This window comes from Pseudomonas sp. SLBN-26 (assembly GCF_006715895.1).
In the GTDB taxonomy this organism is placed as follows: domain Bacteria; phylum Pseudomonadota; class Gammaproteobacteria; order Pseudomonadales; family Pseudomonadaceae; genus Metapseudomonas; species Metapseudomonas otitidis.
Genome location: NZ_VFOB01000001.1, coordinates 3,352,850 through 3,367,815 on the forward strand (window position 1 = coordinate 3,352,850; position 14,966 = coordinate 3,367,815).

General features: G+C 69.2%; 14 protein-coding genes. 7 read left to right on the forward strand and 7 right to left on the reverse strand.

Features of this window, described 5'->3' with window-relative positions; genetic code table 11:
- Positions 1 to 11: 11 nt before the first annotated feature.
- Genes FBY21_RS15360 through FBY21_RS15370 form a run of 3 tightly spaced genes read right to left on the reverse strand, consistent with a single transcriptional unit; the run spans position 12 to position 4,601 of the window.
- Positions 12 to 1,235 carry a cytochrome c gene (locus FBY21_RS15360; protein WP_069559912.1) on the reverse strand — a complete coding sequence of 408 codons (1,224 nt, stop codon included), beginning with the start codon at positions 1,233 to 1,235 and terminating at the stop codon, positions 12 to 14.
- A 2-nt stretch (positions 1,236 to 1,237) separates the two neighbouring features.
- Entirely contained in the window at positions 1,238 to 1,777 is a 540-nt protein-coding gene (locus tag FBY21_RS15365) for a (2Fe-2S)-binding protein (RefSeq protein ID WP_044410561.1), read from the reverse strand.
- Positions 1,770 to 4,601 carry a xanthine dehydrogenase family protein molybdopterin-binding subunit gene (locus tag FBY21_RS15370; RefSeq protein ID WP_142012132.1) on the reverse strand — a complete coding sequence of 944 codons (2,832 nt, stop codon included), beginning with the start codon at positions 4,599 to 4,601 and terminating at the stop codon, positions 1,770 to 1,772. The genes FBY21_RS15365 and FBY21_RS15370 overlap by 8 nt, the downstream gene beginning before the upstream one ends.
- Positions 4,602 to 4,927: 326 nt before the next feature.
- Between FBY21_RS15370 and FBY21_RS15375 the strand changes: the two genes are divergently transcribed.
- The 4 genes from FBY21_RS15375 to trmA all read left to right on the forward strand — a co-directional run bounded on the left by FBY21_RS15375 (position 4,928) and on the right by trmA (position 9,114).
- Positions 4,928 to 6,136: an MFS transporter gene (locus FBY21_RS15375; protein WP_142012134.1), complete on the forward strand. Its 1,209-nt coding sequence runs from the start codon at positions 4,928 to 4,930 to the stop codon at positions 6,134 to 6,136.
- A 225-nt stretch (positions 6,137 to 6,361) separates the two neighbouring features.
- On the forward strand, positions 6,362 to 7,654 hold the full coding sequence (locus FBY21_RS15380) for an NCS2 family permease (protein WP_142012136.1): 1,293 nt from the start codon (positions 6,362 to 6,364) through the stop codon (positions 7,652 to 7,654).
- Positions 7,655 to 7,825: 171 nt separating this feature from the next.
- Entirely contained in the window at positions 7,826 to 7,966 is a 141-nt protein-coding gene (locus FBY21_RS30305; RefSeq protein WP_366519979.1) for an SEC-C metal-binding domain-containing protein, read from the forward strand.
- Positions 7,967 to 8,019: 53 nt separating this feature from the next.
- The gene (trmA, locus tag FBY21_RS15390) at positions 8,020 to 9,114 is read left to right on the forward strand and encodes a tRNA (uridine(54)-C5)-methyltransferase TrmA (RefSeq protein WP_142012139.1); all 1,095 of its coding nucleotides are present in this window, start codon (positions 8,020 to 8,022) and stop codon (positions 9,112 to 9,114) included.
- Positions 9,115 to 9,182: 68 nt separating this feature from the next.
- Here trmA and ilvA read toward each other — a convergent pair whose 3' ends face one another.
- From ilvA to FBY21_RS15410, 4 genes are all read right to left on the reverse strand, one after another.
- A complete protein-coding gene (gene ilvA, locus FBY21_RS15395) occupies positions 9,183 to 10,697 on the reverse strand; it encodes a threonine ammonia-lyase, biosynthetic (RefSeq protein WP_142016482.1) in 1,515 nt (504 codons plus the stop codon).
- Positions 10,698 to 10,705: 8 nt separating this feature from the next.
- The gene (locus FBY21_RS15400; protein ID WP_044410586.1) at positions 10,706 to 11,122 is read right to left on the reverse strand and encodes a YybH family protein; all 417 of its coding nucleotides are present in this window, start codon (positions 11,120 to 11,122) and stop codon (positions 10,706 to 10,708) included.
- A 201-nt stretch (positions 11,123 to 11,323) separates the two neighbouring features.
- The gene (locus FBY21_RS15405) at positions 11,324 to 12,145 is read right to left on the reverse strand and encodes an HDOD domain-containing protein (protein ID WP_044410589.1); all 822 of its coding nucleotides are present in this window, start codon (positions 12,143 to 12,145) and stop codon (positions 11,324 to 11,326) included.
- 93 nt (positions 12,146 to 12,238) lie between these two features.
- The gene (locus FBY21_RS15410) at positions 12,239 to 12,754 is read right to left on the reverse strand and encodes a DUF4345 domain-containing protein (protein ID WP_142012141.1); all 516 of its coding nucleotides are present in this window, start codon (positions 12,752 to 12,754) and stop codon (positions 12,239 to 12,241) included.
- Positions 12,755 to 12,891: 137 nt separating this feature from the next.
- Here FBY21_RS15410 and FBY21_RS15415 point away from each other — a divergent pair, with 137 nt between their 5' ends.
- From FBY21_RS15415 to FBY21_RS15425, 3 genes are all read left to right on the forward strand, one after another.
- Positions 12,892 to 13,311 (forward strand): DUF4136 domain-containing protein, encoded by a 420-nt coding sequence (locus FBY21_RS15415; protein ID WP_142012143.1) that lies wholly within the window; start codon positions 12,892 to 12,894, stop codon positions 13,309 to 13,311.
- A gap of 82 nt (positions 13,312 to 13,393) precedes the next feature.
- Positions 13,394 to 13,828, forward strand: coding sequence for a DUF411 domain-containing protein (locus FBY21_RS15420; RefSeq protein WP_069563630.1), 435 nt, complete (start codon positions 13,394 to 13,396; stop codon positions 13,826 to 13,828).
- A gap of 224 nt (positions 13,829 to 14,052) precedes the next feature.
- Positions 14,053 to 14,910, forward strand: a complete 858-nt coding sequence (locus FBY21_RS15425; protein WP_142012145.1) for a PhzF family phenazine biosynthesis protein — start codon at positions 14,053 to 14,055, stop codon at positions 14,908 to 14,910.
- Positions 14,911 to 14,966 lie beyond the last annotated feature (56 nt).

Here is a 14,966-nt window from a genome sequence, read left to right on the forward strand (position 1 = left end):
ACGGGGACCTATCAGTGGGTGGGCACGTCCGCGCGCAGGGCTTTCACCTGCTCCAGGGTCAGCTCGTCATCGAGCCCGCCCCAGGTCTGGCGCAGGTAGTTGAGCAGGTCGCGCAGGCGCGGGTCGTCGAGTTTATCGCTGAAACCGGGCATCGGCTGCATCCGCTCGAAGCCGGTGAACTGCTGCTCGCGGATGCCGTCGTCGATCACCCGCAGCAGGTTGCGCGAGTCGGCCTGGCGCAGGGTGGTGTTGCCGGCCATGGCCACCGCCACGTGGGGGATGCCCTGCCCTTCGGCGCCGTGGCAACCGGCGCAGACGTTCAGGTAGTCCTGCCGACCGGCCTGGGCGCTGGGGCTCAGCTCCGCCAGCGGGCGGGTGGCGATCACCGCCGGGGCGGGTGGCTGGTCGCCCATGAGGAACACCGCCATGGCCTTGTGATCCACCTCCGGCAGGTACTGCAGGCTGTGGTGCAGCACCGGGTACATCTCGTTGAACACCGTGCCCTGGGCGCTGACGCCGTGGCGCAGGAAGGTGGCCAGGTCCTCGGTGCTCCAGCCACGCGCAGCCATGTCATCGGCCTTGAGGCTCGGCGCCAGGTAGCCGAGGATCACCCCGCCCTCCAGGCGCTGTTCCTGCTGCAGGGCACCCAGGGCGTTGCGCGGGGTGTGGCACTCGCCGCAGTGGCCGAGCACATCCACCAGGTACTGGCCACGCTTCCACTGCTCGCTCTTGCCGTCCGCCGGCTCCAGCTGCACGCGGTTCTTGTAGAGCATGTTCCAGAAGGACAGGCCGAAGCGCAGGTTGAAGGGGAAGGCCAGCTCGGTCTTCGGGCTCGGCCGGGCGATCGGCTCCAGGCTCATCAGGTAGGCGTAGAGGGCGTCGGAGTCCTCGCGGCTGATGAGGTGGTAGGAGGTGTAGGGCATCGCCGGGTAGAGCTTGGTGCCGTCGGGCTTCTCGCCCTCGGTCAGGGCACGGAAGAAGTCGTCGGCGCTGTAGCGACCGATGCCGTGTTCCTTGTCCGGGGTGATGTTGGTGCCGTAGATGGTGCCGAACGGCGAGGCCAGCGGCAGCCCGCCGGCGTAGGGCGCGCCGCCCTCGATGCTGTGGCAGGCCACGCAGTCGGCAGCCCGGGCGACGTAGCGCCCGTGCTCGATCTGCGCCGCGTCCCGGGGGGCGTCGGCGGCGCTGGCCAGCAGCGGCAGGGTCAGGCCCGCCGCGATCATCAGTGCTTTCATGCTCAGCCTTCCTTCACCAGTCCGAGGTCTTCCAGCACTTCCGCTGCGGCTTCGTAGTAGCGCACGTAGCCGGTGCAGCGGCAGATGTGGCTGCCCAGGGCCTGCTCGATGGCGTCTTCCACCTGGCTGCGGGGGATGGGCTGGCGCTGGGCCTTCTCCACCAGCACGGTGGCGGCGTTGACGTAGCCGGGGGTGCAGTAGCTGCACTGGAAGGCGAAGCGGTCGACGAACTTCTGCTGCACCGGGTTCAGCTCGCTCACGGCGCCCTGGGCGTCTCGGCGGGCGTGGCCCTCGATGGTGCGCACGCGCTTGCCGGCGAAGTAGTGGGCGCCGGTGATGCAGGTGCGCACTTCCTCGCTGGTGCCGTCCGGGTTGTCGAGGATCACCACGCAGGCGTGGCAGATACCCTGGCCGCAACCCAGGCGCGAGCCGGTGAGGTTCAGGTGTTCGTGGAGGTAGTCGATCATCGGCAGGTCGTCCGCCACGTCATGGGGACCGACGGCCTGGCCGTTGACGGTCATGCTCAGCGCGCGATCAGCCATGGAGGGCCTCCTTGATGCGGGCGGGGTTCAGGGGAAGGTCACGCAGGCGCTTGCCGGTGGCATGGGCGACGGCGTTCACGATGGCGCCGACCACCGGGATCATCACCACCTCGGCGATGCCCTTGGCCGGGTCGCTCGGCGACAGCGGCGGGAGGATCTCGGCGCTCTGGTTCCACACGGCGCAATCCTTGGCGCGCGGCAGCACGTAGCGGTTGAAGTTCCAGGTGCCCTCGCCGGGGCCGCCCTCGTAGCGGGGCATCTCCTCCAGCAGGGCGTGGCCGATGCCCATGGCGATGCCGCCTTCGAGCTGGCCATGGACCAGCTCGGGCACGATCACCCGGCCGCACTCCAGCCAGGAGTGGTGGCTGAGCACGCGGACCTCGCCGCTGCCCTTGTTCACCTTGACCTCCACCAGGGTGGCCACGGGGCTGTAGTAGGTGACCATGGCGTTGTTCAGCTGGGTCGGCGGGTATTCCACGCGGGTGCGGTCCAGCAGGTGGTAGCCGTCGCGGCTCATGCGCGCACGGGTGGCCGCCGGGGCGCCGTCGCCGTACTTAACGGCCAGGGCGTCCAGGGGCAGGGTGTCGCGGTTGCCGTTGATCTCGAACTCCGCCTCGGCCCAGGCCCAGCGGTTGAAGCCGTGGACGCTGACGCCGGTGACCAGGCCCAGTTCGTGGGCCTTGTGCGCCAGCAGCTCGAAGGGGATCGGCGGCAGGCCGTTGGCGGTCAGCTTGCCCTCCACCCAGTGGGCGTCCTCGCGGCGCACCACGTAGGGGTTGGCCAGGCCGCCGTACTCGCCACGGCCCCAGATGGCCAGGGCCGCCGGCCACAGGCCGTGGTTGAACAGCACGCGCGCGGCTTCGCGGGTGGCGTGGCCGGAGTAGTAGGAGGAGTTGGTGGCCGAGGACGGCGAAGCCAGCTTGCCGACCCAGCGCGGGTTCTTCAGGGCGGCGTCCTGCTCGGCCTGGCTGATCAGGTAGGGGTTGCCGCTGGTGGTGAGGCCCAGCTCCGGCCACTCGGTGACGCCGGTGCGGATCTCGTCGGCCGGGTGGCCGAGGTAGTCGGCCACCAGCAGGGCCTGGGAGGTGGCGGTGCCGGTGCCCATGTCGATGGCGATCTGGCGCAGGAACACTCGCCCTTCGGCATTGAACTCCAGGCTGGCCATGGGCGCTTCCGCCCCGGTGCCGAAGTCCTTCTGGCAGATGGCGAAGCCGATGCCGTAGAGGTTGTCCGGGTCCTTGGCCTCTTCCTCGCGCTTGCGCGCATCACGCTGCTTCCACAACTCGTGCTGGGCGGCCTTGTCGAGGATCTCGTCGAGGCGCAGGGCCCCGGCGGGAATGGCGCCCTGGGTGTTCTTCATGCCCGACTTGAAGACGTTGCGGCGGCGCAGCTCGATGGCGTCTACACCCAGGCGCTCGGCCACCTCGTCCACCATCATCTCGGTGGCGGCCATGGTCTGCAGGGTGCCGTAGCCCCGCACCGAGCCGGCCTCCACGCCACGGGAGTGGTAGGCGGTGGCGGCCAGGTCGCTCTGCGGCATGTAGTAGATGGACTGCGCCGCCGTGGCGCCGACTGCGGCCACCGAGGGGCTGTAGTTGATGCGGCCGCCGCCGTCGACGTCCATGTGGGCGCGGAAGATCTGGAACGACAGGTCGTCCTTCTTCACCGCCAGCTGGTAGTGCATGTCGAAGGGGTGGCGCTTGATCCCGCTCTGGAACTGCTCGTAGCGGTCGTTGGCCAGGCGTACCGGTACGCCTTCACCGTAGATCGCGGCCAGGGCGGCGTAGAACACGAAGATGTTGTTGTCCTTGGTGCCGTAGCCGACGGTGTAGCCGGGGTGCATGTTCAGCTTGCGCACCTTGAAGCGCGACGGCGCCAGCATGTGGGCGGTCTGCTCGGCGGCCTCGAACGGGCACTGGGTGGCAACCACGAAGTGCAGGGTGCCGGTGGCCGCGTCGTACCAGCCGTTGCCGTTGTCGGCTTCCAGGGCCGCCGGCTCGATGGACTGGGTGGTGTAGCGCTCGTCGAAGACCAGCCAGCCTTCCGGCGGCGCGCCCAGGGTCTGTTCCATCTGCTGGGCGTGGAACAGGCCCTGCTGGGTCAGGTCGCCGTTGATGTCCGCCTGCTGGCTCCAGGTCGGTTTGCGCTGGCGGATGATGGGGAACAGCATGCTGTCCTTCAGGCTGGAGAAGCGATCCACCTCGTAGGGCGTGTCGCCGCCGACGCGGACGAAGCGGAAGCTGCCGTAGGGGTCGCGCTCGAACAGCGGGGCCTGGGCGCCGTAGCGCACCACCTTGTCGTTGTAGCGCAGCAGGTTCTTGGCCCGGCGGAAGCGCTCGAAGTCATTCCAGATCAGCAGGGCCACCGGGTGGCCGATGAACATCGGCACCTGGCCTTCCGGCAGCAGCGGGTCCGGGCTGTGGCCTTCGGGGAAGGCAATGCCGTCACGGGCGAGGTCGGCGGCGGTCACCACGCGGTCCGGCTGCAGGCCGGCGTCGAGCATGGACAGGTCGAGCCCGGCGTAGAGGTGGTCGGCGCGGGTGGCCTTGATCAGCATCGCGTGGCCCTGCTGGCGCGGCCAGCCGGGCATGTCCTGGGCGCGGATGTCGCGGGCGAACACTTTCGCCCCGCAGGCCTTGGACACGCCGTCGATGCGGGCGCGGGCCTGGCCGTTGGGGGTGAACCAGGGTTGCGGCGAGGCGGTGACACGGTCTTCGAACAAGGCAGCGAAGGCCGGGCTGCCCAGCGGGGCGAGCGTGACGCCGATACCGGCGATGACGCTGCCCTGCAGGAAGGCGCGGCGGGAAAAATCACGGTTGGACATGCCCATTCCTCGGGGTCTCGGTCAGGCCGGCCCCTTTTCTTTGTGCGTGAAAATCCGTCGGCCCCGTCACGCGGGGCCGAACCAGGGAAAGGTCGAGGGTATTGACTCGGGGGTCAGATTCTATCCATCTGTCCCGCCGATACAAGGAAAAATTGTCCACGCGGTCAGAAAGATTTCGCCCTCGCAAGAGTCATCGCGTCGCACCCGGGCCGCGCCGTCCGTCAGCGCATTCGTGGCAGGCCCCTGGCGTTCGCTGCGGACCATTCACCGGCGGGCCTGCCGGTGCTAGTCTGCGCGTCCGATAGCTTCCTAAGCATTTTCCCGCCATGCCCCAACCCCTGCTCCTGCGCCATCACCGCCCCTTCCTGGCGTTCTGGCTGGCCCGCGTGTGCACCGCCAGCGGCTTCCAGATGCTCACCGTGGCCATCGGCTGGCACCTCTACGCCCTGACCGGCAGCGTGCTGGACCTGGGCCTGGTGGGGTTGGTGGAGTTCCTCCCGCGGGTGCTGTTCATGCTCCACACCGGCCACGTGGCGGACCGCTACGACCGCCGCCGGGTGGCCGCGCTGTGCCAGGTGCTGCAGGGGCTGGTGGCGGTGGCGCTGGTGTTCGGCAGCGCCACCGACAACGTCAGCCGCGAGATGATCTTCGTCCTCGCCTTCGCCCTCGGCGCCGCGCGGGCCTTCGAGATGCCGGCGACCCAGGCCCTGCTGCCCAACGTGGTGCCCGCCGACCTCTTCCCCCGGGCGGTGGCCGCCGCGGCATCGGCCATGCAGGCGGCGACCATCGTCGCCCCCGCCCTCGGCGGCCTGCTCTACGCCCTGGGCAGCCTCTGGGTGTACGGCCCGGTGGCGGTGCTCTACGCCATCGCCTGCGTGCTGGTGCTGGGCCTGGCCAGCAGCCAGCAGGTGCTGAACAAGGAGCGCGCCTCCCTGGAGTCGCTGCTGGCGGGCATCCGTTTCATCCGCAGCCGGCCGGACATCCTCGGCGCCATCTCCCTGGACCTCTTCGCCGTGCTGCTGGGCGGCGCCACGGCGCTGCTGCCGGTGTTCGCCAAGGACATCCTGCTCACCGGCCCCTGGGGCCTGGGCCTGCTGCGTTCGGCGCCGGCCGTGGGGGCGCTGGCGATGTCCTTCTGGCTGGCGCGCTTCCCCATCGAGCGCAACGTGGGGCGGATCATGTTCACCTCGGTGGGGGTGTTCGGTGTCGCCACCATCGCCTTCGGGCTTTCCACCTCCTTCTGGTTCTCCCTGGCCGTGCTGGCGGTACTCGGCGCGGCGGACATGATCAGCATGGTGATCCGTGGGGCCTTCGTGCAGCTGCACACCCCGGACGAGATGCGCGGCCGGGTCAGCGCGGTGAACGGCCTGTTCATCGGCGCCTCCAACCAGCTCGGCGAGTTCGAGTCCGGCGTCACCGCCGCCTGGTTCGGCACCGTGCCGGCGGTGGTCATGGGCGGGGTCGGCACCCTGCTGGTCACCGGCCTGTGGATCAGGCTGTTCCCCACCCTGGCCAAGCGCGACCGCCTGCACTGAGGACCAGCGCCCGGCGGGTCCGGAGATGACCGGCGGTCCGTCCGCAGAGGCCTGCTCCGGCGCCGGGCGAGCTGATATGATGCGCGCCTTTTTTTCCGGGCTGGCGGCCCGGTTCGGTTGCGACGAACGGCCAGGCCGGTCGCCGTGCCCGCCGATCCGCAGGGGCTGTGCTTGACTGCATGCAGTCCGGACCAACACGACGCGAAGACGTCACGGGGAGCACACATGCTGGAGAGACTGTTCCAACTCAAGGCGCACGGCACCAACGTGCGCACCGAGGTCCTCGCGGGCCTGACCACCTTCCTGACGATGGCCTACATCCTCTTCGTCAACCCCGACATCCTCGGCGAGACCGGCATGGACAAGGGCGCGGTGTTCGTCGCCACCTGCCTGGCGGCGGCCATCGGCTCCACCATCATGGGCCTGATCGCCAACTACCCCATCGCCCTCGCCCCGGGCATGGGCCTGAACGCTTTCTTCACCTACACCGTGGTGCTGCACATGGGCCACACCTGGCAGGTGGCCCTGGGCGCGGTGTTCATCTCGGCGTGCATGTTCTTCGTGCTGTCGATCTTCCGAATCCGCGAATGGATCATCAACAGCATCCCGCTGGAGCTGCGCTCGGCCATCGCCGCCGGCATCGGCCTGTTCCTGGCGCTGATCGCCCTGCAAAAGGCCGGCATCGTCGCCTCCCACCCGGTGACCATGCTGACCCTGGGCGACCTGGCCAAGCCCGAGCCGGTGCTGGCCGTTCTCGGCTTCTTCCTGATCGTCGCCCTGGAGGCGCGCAAGGTGACCGGCGCGGTGCTGATCGGCATCCTCGCGGTGACCGTGGCCGGCATCGTCATGGGCGTGTCGAAATTCGGCGGTGTGGTGTCCATGCCGCCCTCCCTGGCGCCCACCTTCCTGCAACTGGACATCAAGGGCGCGCTGGAGATCGGCCTGGTCAGCGTGATCTTCGCCTTCCTCTTCGTCGACCTGTTCGACAACTCCGGCACCCTCATCGCCGTGGCCAAGAAGGCCGGCCTGATGCGTGCCGACGGCCACATGCCGAAGATGGGCCGCGCGCTGATCGCCGACTCCACCGCCGCCATGGGCGGCTCGCTGCTGGGCACCTCCACCACCACCAGCTACATCGAGTCCGCCGCCGGCGTCAGTGCCGGTGGCCGCACCGGCCTCACCGCCATCGTGGTCGCCATCCTGTTCCTGCTGGCACTGTTCCTCTCCCCGCTGGCCGGCAGCGTGCCCGCCTTCGCCACCGCCCCGGCGCTGTTCTTCGTCGCCGTGCTGATGGCCTCGGGCCTGGCCGAGATCGACTGGAACGACCTGACCACCGCCGCCCCGGTGCTGATCACCGCCCTGGCGATGCCCTTCACCTACTCCATCGCCGACGGCATCGCCTTCGGCTTCATCGCCTGGGCCGCCATCAAGGCCCTGGCCGGCCGCTTCAACGAGCTGAGCCCGGCGCTGGTGATCCTGGCGGTGCTGTTCGTGATCAAGATGGGCTTCTTCCACTGAGGAAGCACCCGGAGGCGGCCCGCCGGGCATGATCGGGCCGCACGACGCACGGGAGGTGCACCATGCAACACCACGACCAACAGGTGACGATTCGAGGTCACCAGCAAGCGTAGGAAGGGCTTCCCCTCGGAAACCCGCGTGAGAAAAGGCTACCGGACCATCGGCGACAAGGTGCTTGCCGAAAAGCTTGGACGCAACGACTTGTGTCCCTGCGGTTCACGGAGGTTGTTTCAAGCGCTGTTGCCTGAAACAGGGCTGCTTTCGATGGCGCCAACCGTAACGACTACTTCCGCTAGGCGAACACGCCTTTGAGCCAGGCGGGCCATCCTCGGATGGCCCGCCCCGATCCCCAGAGTGAATGCCCCATGAGCCGCCCGCAGTTCGACCCGTCCACCTATGCCGCCCAGCTTGCCGAGAAGACCGAGCGCCTGAAGGCCCTGCTGGCGCCCTTCGATGCGCCGGAACCGACGGTGTTCGACTCCCCCCGCGAGTACTACCGCCTGCGCGCCGAGTTCCGCCTGTGGCGCGAGACCGGTGGCGAGACCCGCCACTACGCGATGTTCGAGGCCGGCGACAAGTTCACCCCGGTGCTGATCGAGGACTTCCCCATCGCCAGCCGCCGCATCAACGAGCTGATGCCGCGCCTGAAGGCTGGCTGGCAGGCGAGCCAGGTGCTGTCGTTCAAGCTGTTCCAGGTGGAGTTCCTCACCACCCTGTCGGGCGATGCGCTGATCACCCTCTGCTACCACCGCCCCCTGGACGATGCCTGGAAGGCCGAGGCAGAGACGCTCGCCGCCGACCTGGGCGTGAGCCTGGTGGGCCGCTCCAAGGGCAAGCGCATCGTCATCGGCCGCGACTATGTGGAAGAGGAGCTGACCGTCGCCGGTCGCGTCTTCCGCTACCGCCAGCCTGAAGGCGCCTTTACCCAGCCCAACGGCGAGGTGTGCCAGAAGATGCTGGCCTGGGCCTTCGAGGCCATGGGCGAGCGCCAGGACGACCTGCTGGAGCTGTACTGCGGCAACGGCAACTTCACCCTGCCCCTGGCCACCCGCGCCCGCAAGGTGCTGGCCACCGAGATCAGCAAAACCTCGGTCAACGCCGCCCTGGCCAACCTCGCCGACAACGGCGTGGACAACGTGACCCTGGTGCGCCTCTCCGCCGAGGAGCTGACCGAGGCCCTCAATGAAGTGCGGCCCTTCCGCCGCCTGGCCGGCATCGACCTCAAGGGCTACGCGTTCGGCACCGTGTTCGTCGACCCGCCCCGCGCCGGCATGGACCCGGACACCTGCGAGCTGACCCGCCGCTTCGAGCGCATCCTCTACATCTCCTGCAACCCGGAGACCCTGGCCGCCAACATCGCCCAGCTGCACGACACCCACCGCATCGAGCGCTGCGCCCTGTTCGACCAGTTCCCCTACACCCACCACATGGAATCCGGCGTGCTGCTGGTGCGCCGCTGAGACCGAAGCGCCAAGCGGTGGGCTGAAGCGGAACGCCGCCCGGCCCACCCTGCGGTGCGGGTCGAGCGTCAGCGGGCAAACAGGCGGTAGGCGGGGTTGTCGCTTTCGTCCCACCAGGGGTAGCCGATGGCATCCAGGGCGGCGGGCAGTTTGTGCATCTGTTCCTCCGGCACCTGCAACCCCGCCAGCACGCGGCCGTCGGCGGCGCCGTGGTTGCGGTAGTGGAACAGGCTGATGTTCCAGCGCCCGCCCAGCTTGTCGAGGAAGTTGAACAACGCCCCGGGGCGCTCGGGGAATTCGAAGCGCAGCAGGCGCTCGTCCTGCGCGCCCACGGCGCGGCCGCCGACCATGTGACGGATGTGCAGCTTGGCCAGTTCGTTGTCGGTCAGGTCCAGCACAGGGAAGCCCTGCTGCCGCAGCCCTTCCACCAGTGCCTGGCGCGGGTCGTTGAGCGGGTGGGTCTGCACGCCGACGAACAACCGGGCCTGGTCGCCGTCGTCGTAGCGGTAGCTGAATTCGGTGATCTGCCGCTTGCCCAGCGCTTCGCAGAAGGCGCGGAAGCTGCCCGGCCGCTCGGGGATGGTGACGGCGATGATCGCCTCGCGCTGCTCGCCCAGCTCCGCACGCTCGGCTACGTGGCGCAGGCGGTCGAAGTTGACGTTGGCGCCGGAGTCGATGGCCACCAGCACCTGCCCCGTCACGCCCTCGCGCTCGACGTAGCGCTTGATCCCGGCCACGGCCAGGGCGCCGGAGGGTTCGGTGATGGAGCGGGTGTCGTCGTAGATGTCCTTGATCGCCGCGCAGATCTCGTCGGTGCTGACGGTGATCACCTCGTCCACGTACTCGCGGCACACCTCGAAGTTGTGCGCGCCGATCTGCGCCACGGCCACGCCGTCGGCGAACAGCCCCACCTGCTCCAGCACCACCCGCTCGCCCGCCGCCAGAGCGGCCTGCAGGCAGTTGGAATCGTCCGGTTCGACACCGATCACCTTCACCTCGGGCCGCAGGTACTTCACGTAGGCGGCGATGCCGGCGATCAGCCCGCCACCGCCCACCGGCACGAAGATGGCGTCGAGCTGGCCGGGCTGCTGGCGCAGGATCTCCATGGCCACGGTGCCTTGCCCGGCGATCACCTCGGGGTCGTCGTAGGGCGGGATGAAGGTCAGCCCCTCGGCCTGCACGCGCGTCCAGGCATGGGCCAGGGCCTCCGGGAAGGCATCGCCGTGCAGCACCACCTTGCCGCCCCGGGCCAGCACGCCCTGGACCTTCAGTTCCGGCGTGGTGCGCGGCATGACGATGGTGGCCTCGATGCCCAGCTCGCGGGCCGCCAGGGCCAGGCCCTGGGCGTGATTGCCGGCGGAGGCGGCGATCACCCCGCGCGCCCGGGCCTCCAGCTCCAGCTGGACGAGGCGGTTGTAGGCGCCACGGATCTTGAAGGAGTAGACCGGCTGCAGGTCCTCGCGCTTGAGCAGCACCCGGTTGCCGAGCCGCTCGGCAAGGCGCGGGGCGGGTTGCAGGGGCGTCTCGATGGCGACGTCGTAGACCGGCGCGCGGAGGATCTTCTGCACGTAGTGCTTGAGCAGGGCCTCGCTCATGGGGTCACCTCCGGCGCGGTGCCGTCCAGCAGGGCGGTGCCGTAGGAGTTGTCCACCGCACAGCGCCAGGCGCCGTCCGGCTCCTTGCGGAACACGTAGGTGGCCTTGCGCTCGACGAAGGAGAGGAAGCCATCGGTGGCCCGCCACTGGATGCGCGCGCGGCCCAGCACCAGCGCCGTGTCCGTGGTCTCCATCACCTGCAGGTCGCGCTGGGTCACCCAGAGGCTGTGCTGGAAGTGCGCGGCGATGCCGTCGAAGGCCTGGCGGATGCGCTCGCGCCCCTGGACCTCCAGCCCCGGCCGCACCACCAGCACGGCGTCGTCGGTGTAGAAGTCCATCAGCGCATCGAAGCGCCCGCTGTTGATCAGGTGGTCGGCCCGTTGCACGGCCTCGACGAGGGGGGAAGGGTTCATGCTGTCTCCTGGCTTGGCTGGGACCCTGGAGACAGAAAGAAGAAACCCGCCTCTAGGGCGGGTTTCCGGTCGATGATCGCTAACCCGCCATGATCGGAATGGCGGTAATAATCTGCTGGCGCGGCATCGAGGTGTTCGGGTTCATGGGGTCGGAAACTATTCCAGCCGCCCCCACGGCGTCAAGCACCGGCATGCGTGTGTTCACCCCAGCAGTTCGGCGAACGCCTTGTCCGCCTCCAGCACGGCCGGCAACGCGTTGAACAGCGCCACCAGGTCCACCCCCTCCATCAACGGTCCGTCCAGCGATGCGCGCGCCTCGTCGGTGGCGCCGCCATGGGCCTGCAGGGCTTCGCTGACCAGCACCGCCTGGGCCAGCACGCGCGACAGCTGGGCCTCCGCCGGGGCCTGCATGGGGCGGGCCTGGTAGGCGATGGCCTGCTGGATCACCACCGGCAGTTGCCAGCGGCGCGCCAGCTCGGCACCGACCTCGGGGTAGCCGAAGCCCAGTTGCAGCGTCTCGTTGGCGGCCCGCCCGGTAGCGCCGCCCTTGCCGCTGTTGAAGCGCTCGGCGAATTCCGGCGCACCGGTCTGGATCAGCAGTTCGCCGATGTCATGCATCATCCCGCAGGTGAAGGCGGTGTCCGGGTCGAGCCCGCGCTGCTTGGCCAGCAGGCGGCTGATGCTGGCCACCTGGAAGCTGTGCAGCCAGAAGCCCTTGAGGTCGAAGCTGGTGGGTGCCTTGAAGGCGCCGGTGACGGCCGAGGCCATGACCAGGGTGCGCAGGGTGTTGAAGCCCAGGCGCATGGCCGCGTCCTCGACGCTGGTCGACTCGCGGGCGCCGCGAAACCGGGCGGAGTTGGCCAGGCGCAGCACCTTGGCGGCGATCACCGGGTCCAGCTGGATGTTGCGCGCCACGGCGTCGAGGCTGGACGTGGGGTTGTCGAATTGCTGGATCAGGTCCTGCGCCACCTTGGGGATGCTGGGCAGGGTGTGGAGCTGGGCGAACAGCGTTTCTATATCCATGGGAGCACCTCACTCATCGGCGTGTAAGCCAAAGGATAGGCACTTTTCCGTGACCTGCCCGGCGAACCGGAAAAGCCGCCCGGGAGGCTCTGTTCAGCGCTCTCCAGGCGCGCCGGGCGCTATTTCCGGGAGCCCCTGCGCCGGTGTGTCGCGGCCTTCGCCCCGGCGCGGCGGCGGCACCGGGTCGTCGTCCAGATCGCCGTTCGTCGGCAAGTCCGCCAGCGGTGGCCGGGCGAGGCGCGACAGGGCGAACGCCGCCAGCAGGGCGCTGGCGAGCTTGTAGGCCAGGCCGTTGAAATCGAACGCAGGCAGCGCCGCATCGTCCAGCCACAACGCCCCCAGGCGCGCCAGGGCCAGGCAGCCCTGCATCAGCACCAGCAGCACCAATGCGGCGCGCACCCGCTCGCGTTCGCGCAATGCCCACAGCAGGAACAGCGCCAGGCCGATCTGCAGGCCGCCGTAGTAGACGCGCACGTTGCTCACCGAGGCCGTCTCCATCAGCAGCATGCCGTTGAGGTTGGCCATCTCGTAGGGACGGAACCAGTACGCCAGCCCGAAGCCGGCGAATACCAGCACCTGGATCACCAGGATCACGCGGGCCAGCCGCATCGCCTTGTCCTCTTGCGGTAACGGAATGAGCAACAGACCCGGCCCCCGCCGAATCGTTCGGCCAACCCATCGGACGGTGCCGGGCCAGACGGGCCGGGACTAGGCTGCGGACAGTCCAGCCACCCGAGGAGACACCCATGCTGCCCCCGCGCCAGAGCCTGCCGTTGCTCGCCATGCTGCTCGGGGCCAGCCTCGCCCCCACGGCAGAAGGCAGTGACGACACGCCCCCGGCGGCAGCCCCGGCGACCTTCAGCGTGCGCGGCAGCCTGGCCCCGGAACAGGCCGCCTTCGGCCAGCGCCTGGACAACGCCGTGCACAAGGCCATGGATGCCAAGGGCTACCGCTACCGCGAGCAGGAAGGCGACCTGGCGCTGTGCTACGGCCTGCCGGGACCGCAGGAGGGTGAAGGCTTCAGCCTGCGGGTGTTCGACGGCTTCGACGAGCGGCTGCTCTACGAGGCCCGCGCAGGCCAGCCCCTGGACAACCTGGCGCAGACCGACCTGGACCAGGCCATCGCCCTGCTGCTGCAGGACTTCCCCCTCCGACGCGTGGGCTGAACGGCACATCCGGTAACAGCCTTGGCGCGCGCCACGGCCCGCATGGCGCTAAGCTCCGCCGATTTCCGCCAGGACAACTCCCATGCGCCTCTACCTGCTCCCCCTGCTCGTTGCCCCGCTGTTCGCCCAGGCCGCCGATCCGGTCACCCTGGACGTCTACCGCGACCCCAACTGCGGCTGCTGCAAGGCCTGGATCAGCCACCTGCGTGACAACGGCCTGCAGGTCAACGACCACGTGGAAAACGACATGGCCGCGGTCAAGGAGCGCCTCGGCGTGCCCCACCGCCTGGGCTCGTGCCACACCGGCGTGATCGACGGCAAGTTCGTCGAGGGCCACGTGCCCGCCCGCGACGTGCTGCGCCTGCGCGAGCGCGCCGACCTGATCGGCGCTGCCGTGCCCGGCATGCCCATCGGCTCCCCTGGCATGGAGATGGGCGACCGCCAGGACGCCTACCAGGTGGTCGGCCTCGACAGCCAGGGCCGCGAGAGCGTGCTGGCGGAATATCCGGCACACTGATCGCCACTTATCCACAATGGCGGCCCCTCTATAAGGCGCCTCTAAAAACGTAGGCGAGGCCGTCAGCGCAAGGCAAAAACAGGCGAAAAAGCGCAGTTTACGTGTGGTAAATGAGCATTTTGATCGGACTCGCGCACGAGCCTGTTTTTAACGCCGCGATGACAACGCAGGTAGTTTTTAGAAGTGTCCTTGGAGCGGCCGTCTGCACTTCAGGAGCAGGAAAAATGGATTACTGGCAGGTCGATGTATTCGCCGAACGGGTGCTGGCCGGCAATGGGCTGGCGGTGTTCGCCGACGCGAGGGGGCTTTCCGGCGAGGCGATGCAGGCACTGACCCGGGAGCTGCGGCAGTTCGAGTCGATCTTCCTCGCGCCCGGTGCCGAGGCCGACCTGTTCTCCGCGCGCATCTTCACCCTGGAAGAAGAGCTGCCCTTCGCCGGTCACCCGCTCCTCGGCGCCGCCGCCCTGCTCCACCACCTGCATGCCCGCACCGACAGCGCCACCTGGCGCCTGCGCCTGGGCGAACGCGACGTGCCGCTGACGACCCGCCGCCAGGCCGGCGGCGGCTACCACGCGGAGATGGACCAGGGCCCGGCCCGGTTCGGCCAGGAACTGGACGCGACGGCCGCCGACGCCTTCGCCGCTGCCTTCAGCAGCCAGTGGGATCGCCGCCATCCGCCCCGGGTGGTCAGCACCGGCCTGCCCTACCTGCTGCTGCCGGTGACCGCCGCCGGCCTCGCCAACGCCCGCCAGCAGCGCCTGCTGGACGACGACCTGGCAGCCATCGGCGCGGCCTTCGTGTTCCTCATCGACGTGGACGCTCGCGAAGGCCGCACCTGGGACCCGGCCGGCCTGGTGGAAGACATCGCCACCGGCAGCGCCGCCGGCCCGGTCGCCGCCTGGCTGGTGGAGCGCGGCCTGGCGCCTCGGGGCGAGCCCTTCGCCCTCGCCCAGGGGCGCTTCCTGCAGCGCCCCAGCCGCCTGGAGGTTCGCGTCGAGGCCGACGGCCACGTGCATGTCGGCGGCGGCGTGCACCTGCTGGCCCGCGCCACCCTGCTGCCGGCTCCCGAAACGCTGGCCTGACGACCGACCTGGCGTTCACGGCGCCGGGCGACAAGACTTGGCCGTTTGACGGCAGC

Coding starts and splice junctions, on each gene's coding strand:
- FBY21_RS15375 (WP_142012134.1), top strand. CDS start 4,928: ATGCCCCAACCCCTGCTCCTGCGCCATCACCGCCCCTTCCTGGCGTTC.
- FBY21_RS15420 (WP_069563630.1), top strand. CDS start 13,394: ATGCGCCTCTACCTGCTCCCCCTGCTCGTTGCCCCGCTGTTCGCCCAG.
- FBY21_RS15415 (WP_142012143.1), top strand. CDS start 12,892: ATGCTGCCCCCGCGCCAGAGCCTGCCGTTGCTCGCCATGCTGCTCGGG.
- FBY21_RS15405 (WP_044410589.1), bottom strand. CDS start 12,145: ATGGATATAGAAACGCTGTTCGCCCAGCTCCACACCCTGCCCAGCATC.
- FBY21_RS15360 (WP_069559912.1), bottom strand. CDS start 1,235: ATGAAAGCACTGATGATCGCGGCGGGCCTGACCCTGCCGCTGCTGGCC.
- FBY21_RS15370 (WP_142012132.1), bottom strand. CDS start 4,601: ATGTCCAACCGTGATTTTTCCCGCCGCGCCTTCCTGCAGGGCAGCGTC.
- FBY21_RS15410 (WP_142012141.1), bottom strand. CDS start 12,754: ATGCGGCTGGCCCGCGTGATCCTGGTGATCCAGGTGCTGGTATTCGCC.
- FBY21_RS15400 (WP_044410586.1), bottom strand. CDS start 11,122: ATGAACCCTTCCCCCCTCGTCGAGGCCGTGCAACGGGCCGACCACCTG.
- FBY21_RS15380 (WP_142012136.1), top strand. CDS start 6,362: ATGCTGGAGAGACTGTTCCAACTCAAGGCGCACGGCACCAACGTGCGC.
- FBY21_RS15365 (WP_044410561.1), bottom strand. CDS start 1,777: ATGGCTGATCGCGCGCTGAGCATGACCGTCAACGGCCAGGCCGTCGGT.
- FBY21_RS15425 (WP_142012145.1), top strand. CDS start 14,053: ATGGATTACTGGCAGGTCGATGTATTCGCCGAACGGGTGCTGGCCGGC.
- trmA (WP_142012139.1), top strand. CDS start 8,020: ATGAGCCGCCCGCAGTTCGACCCGTCCACCTATGCCGCCCAGCTTGCC.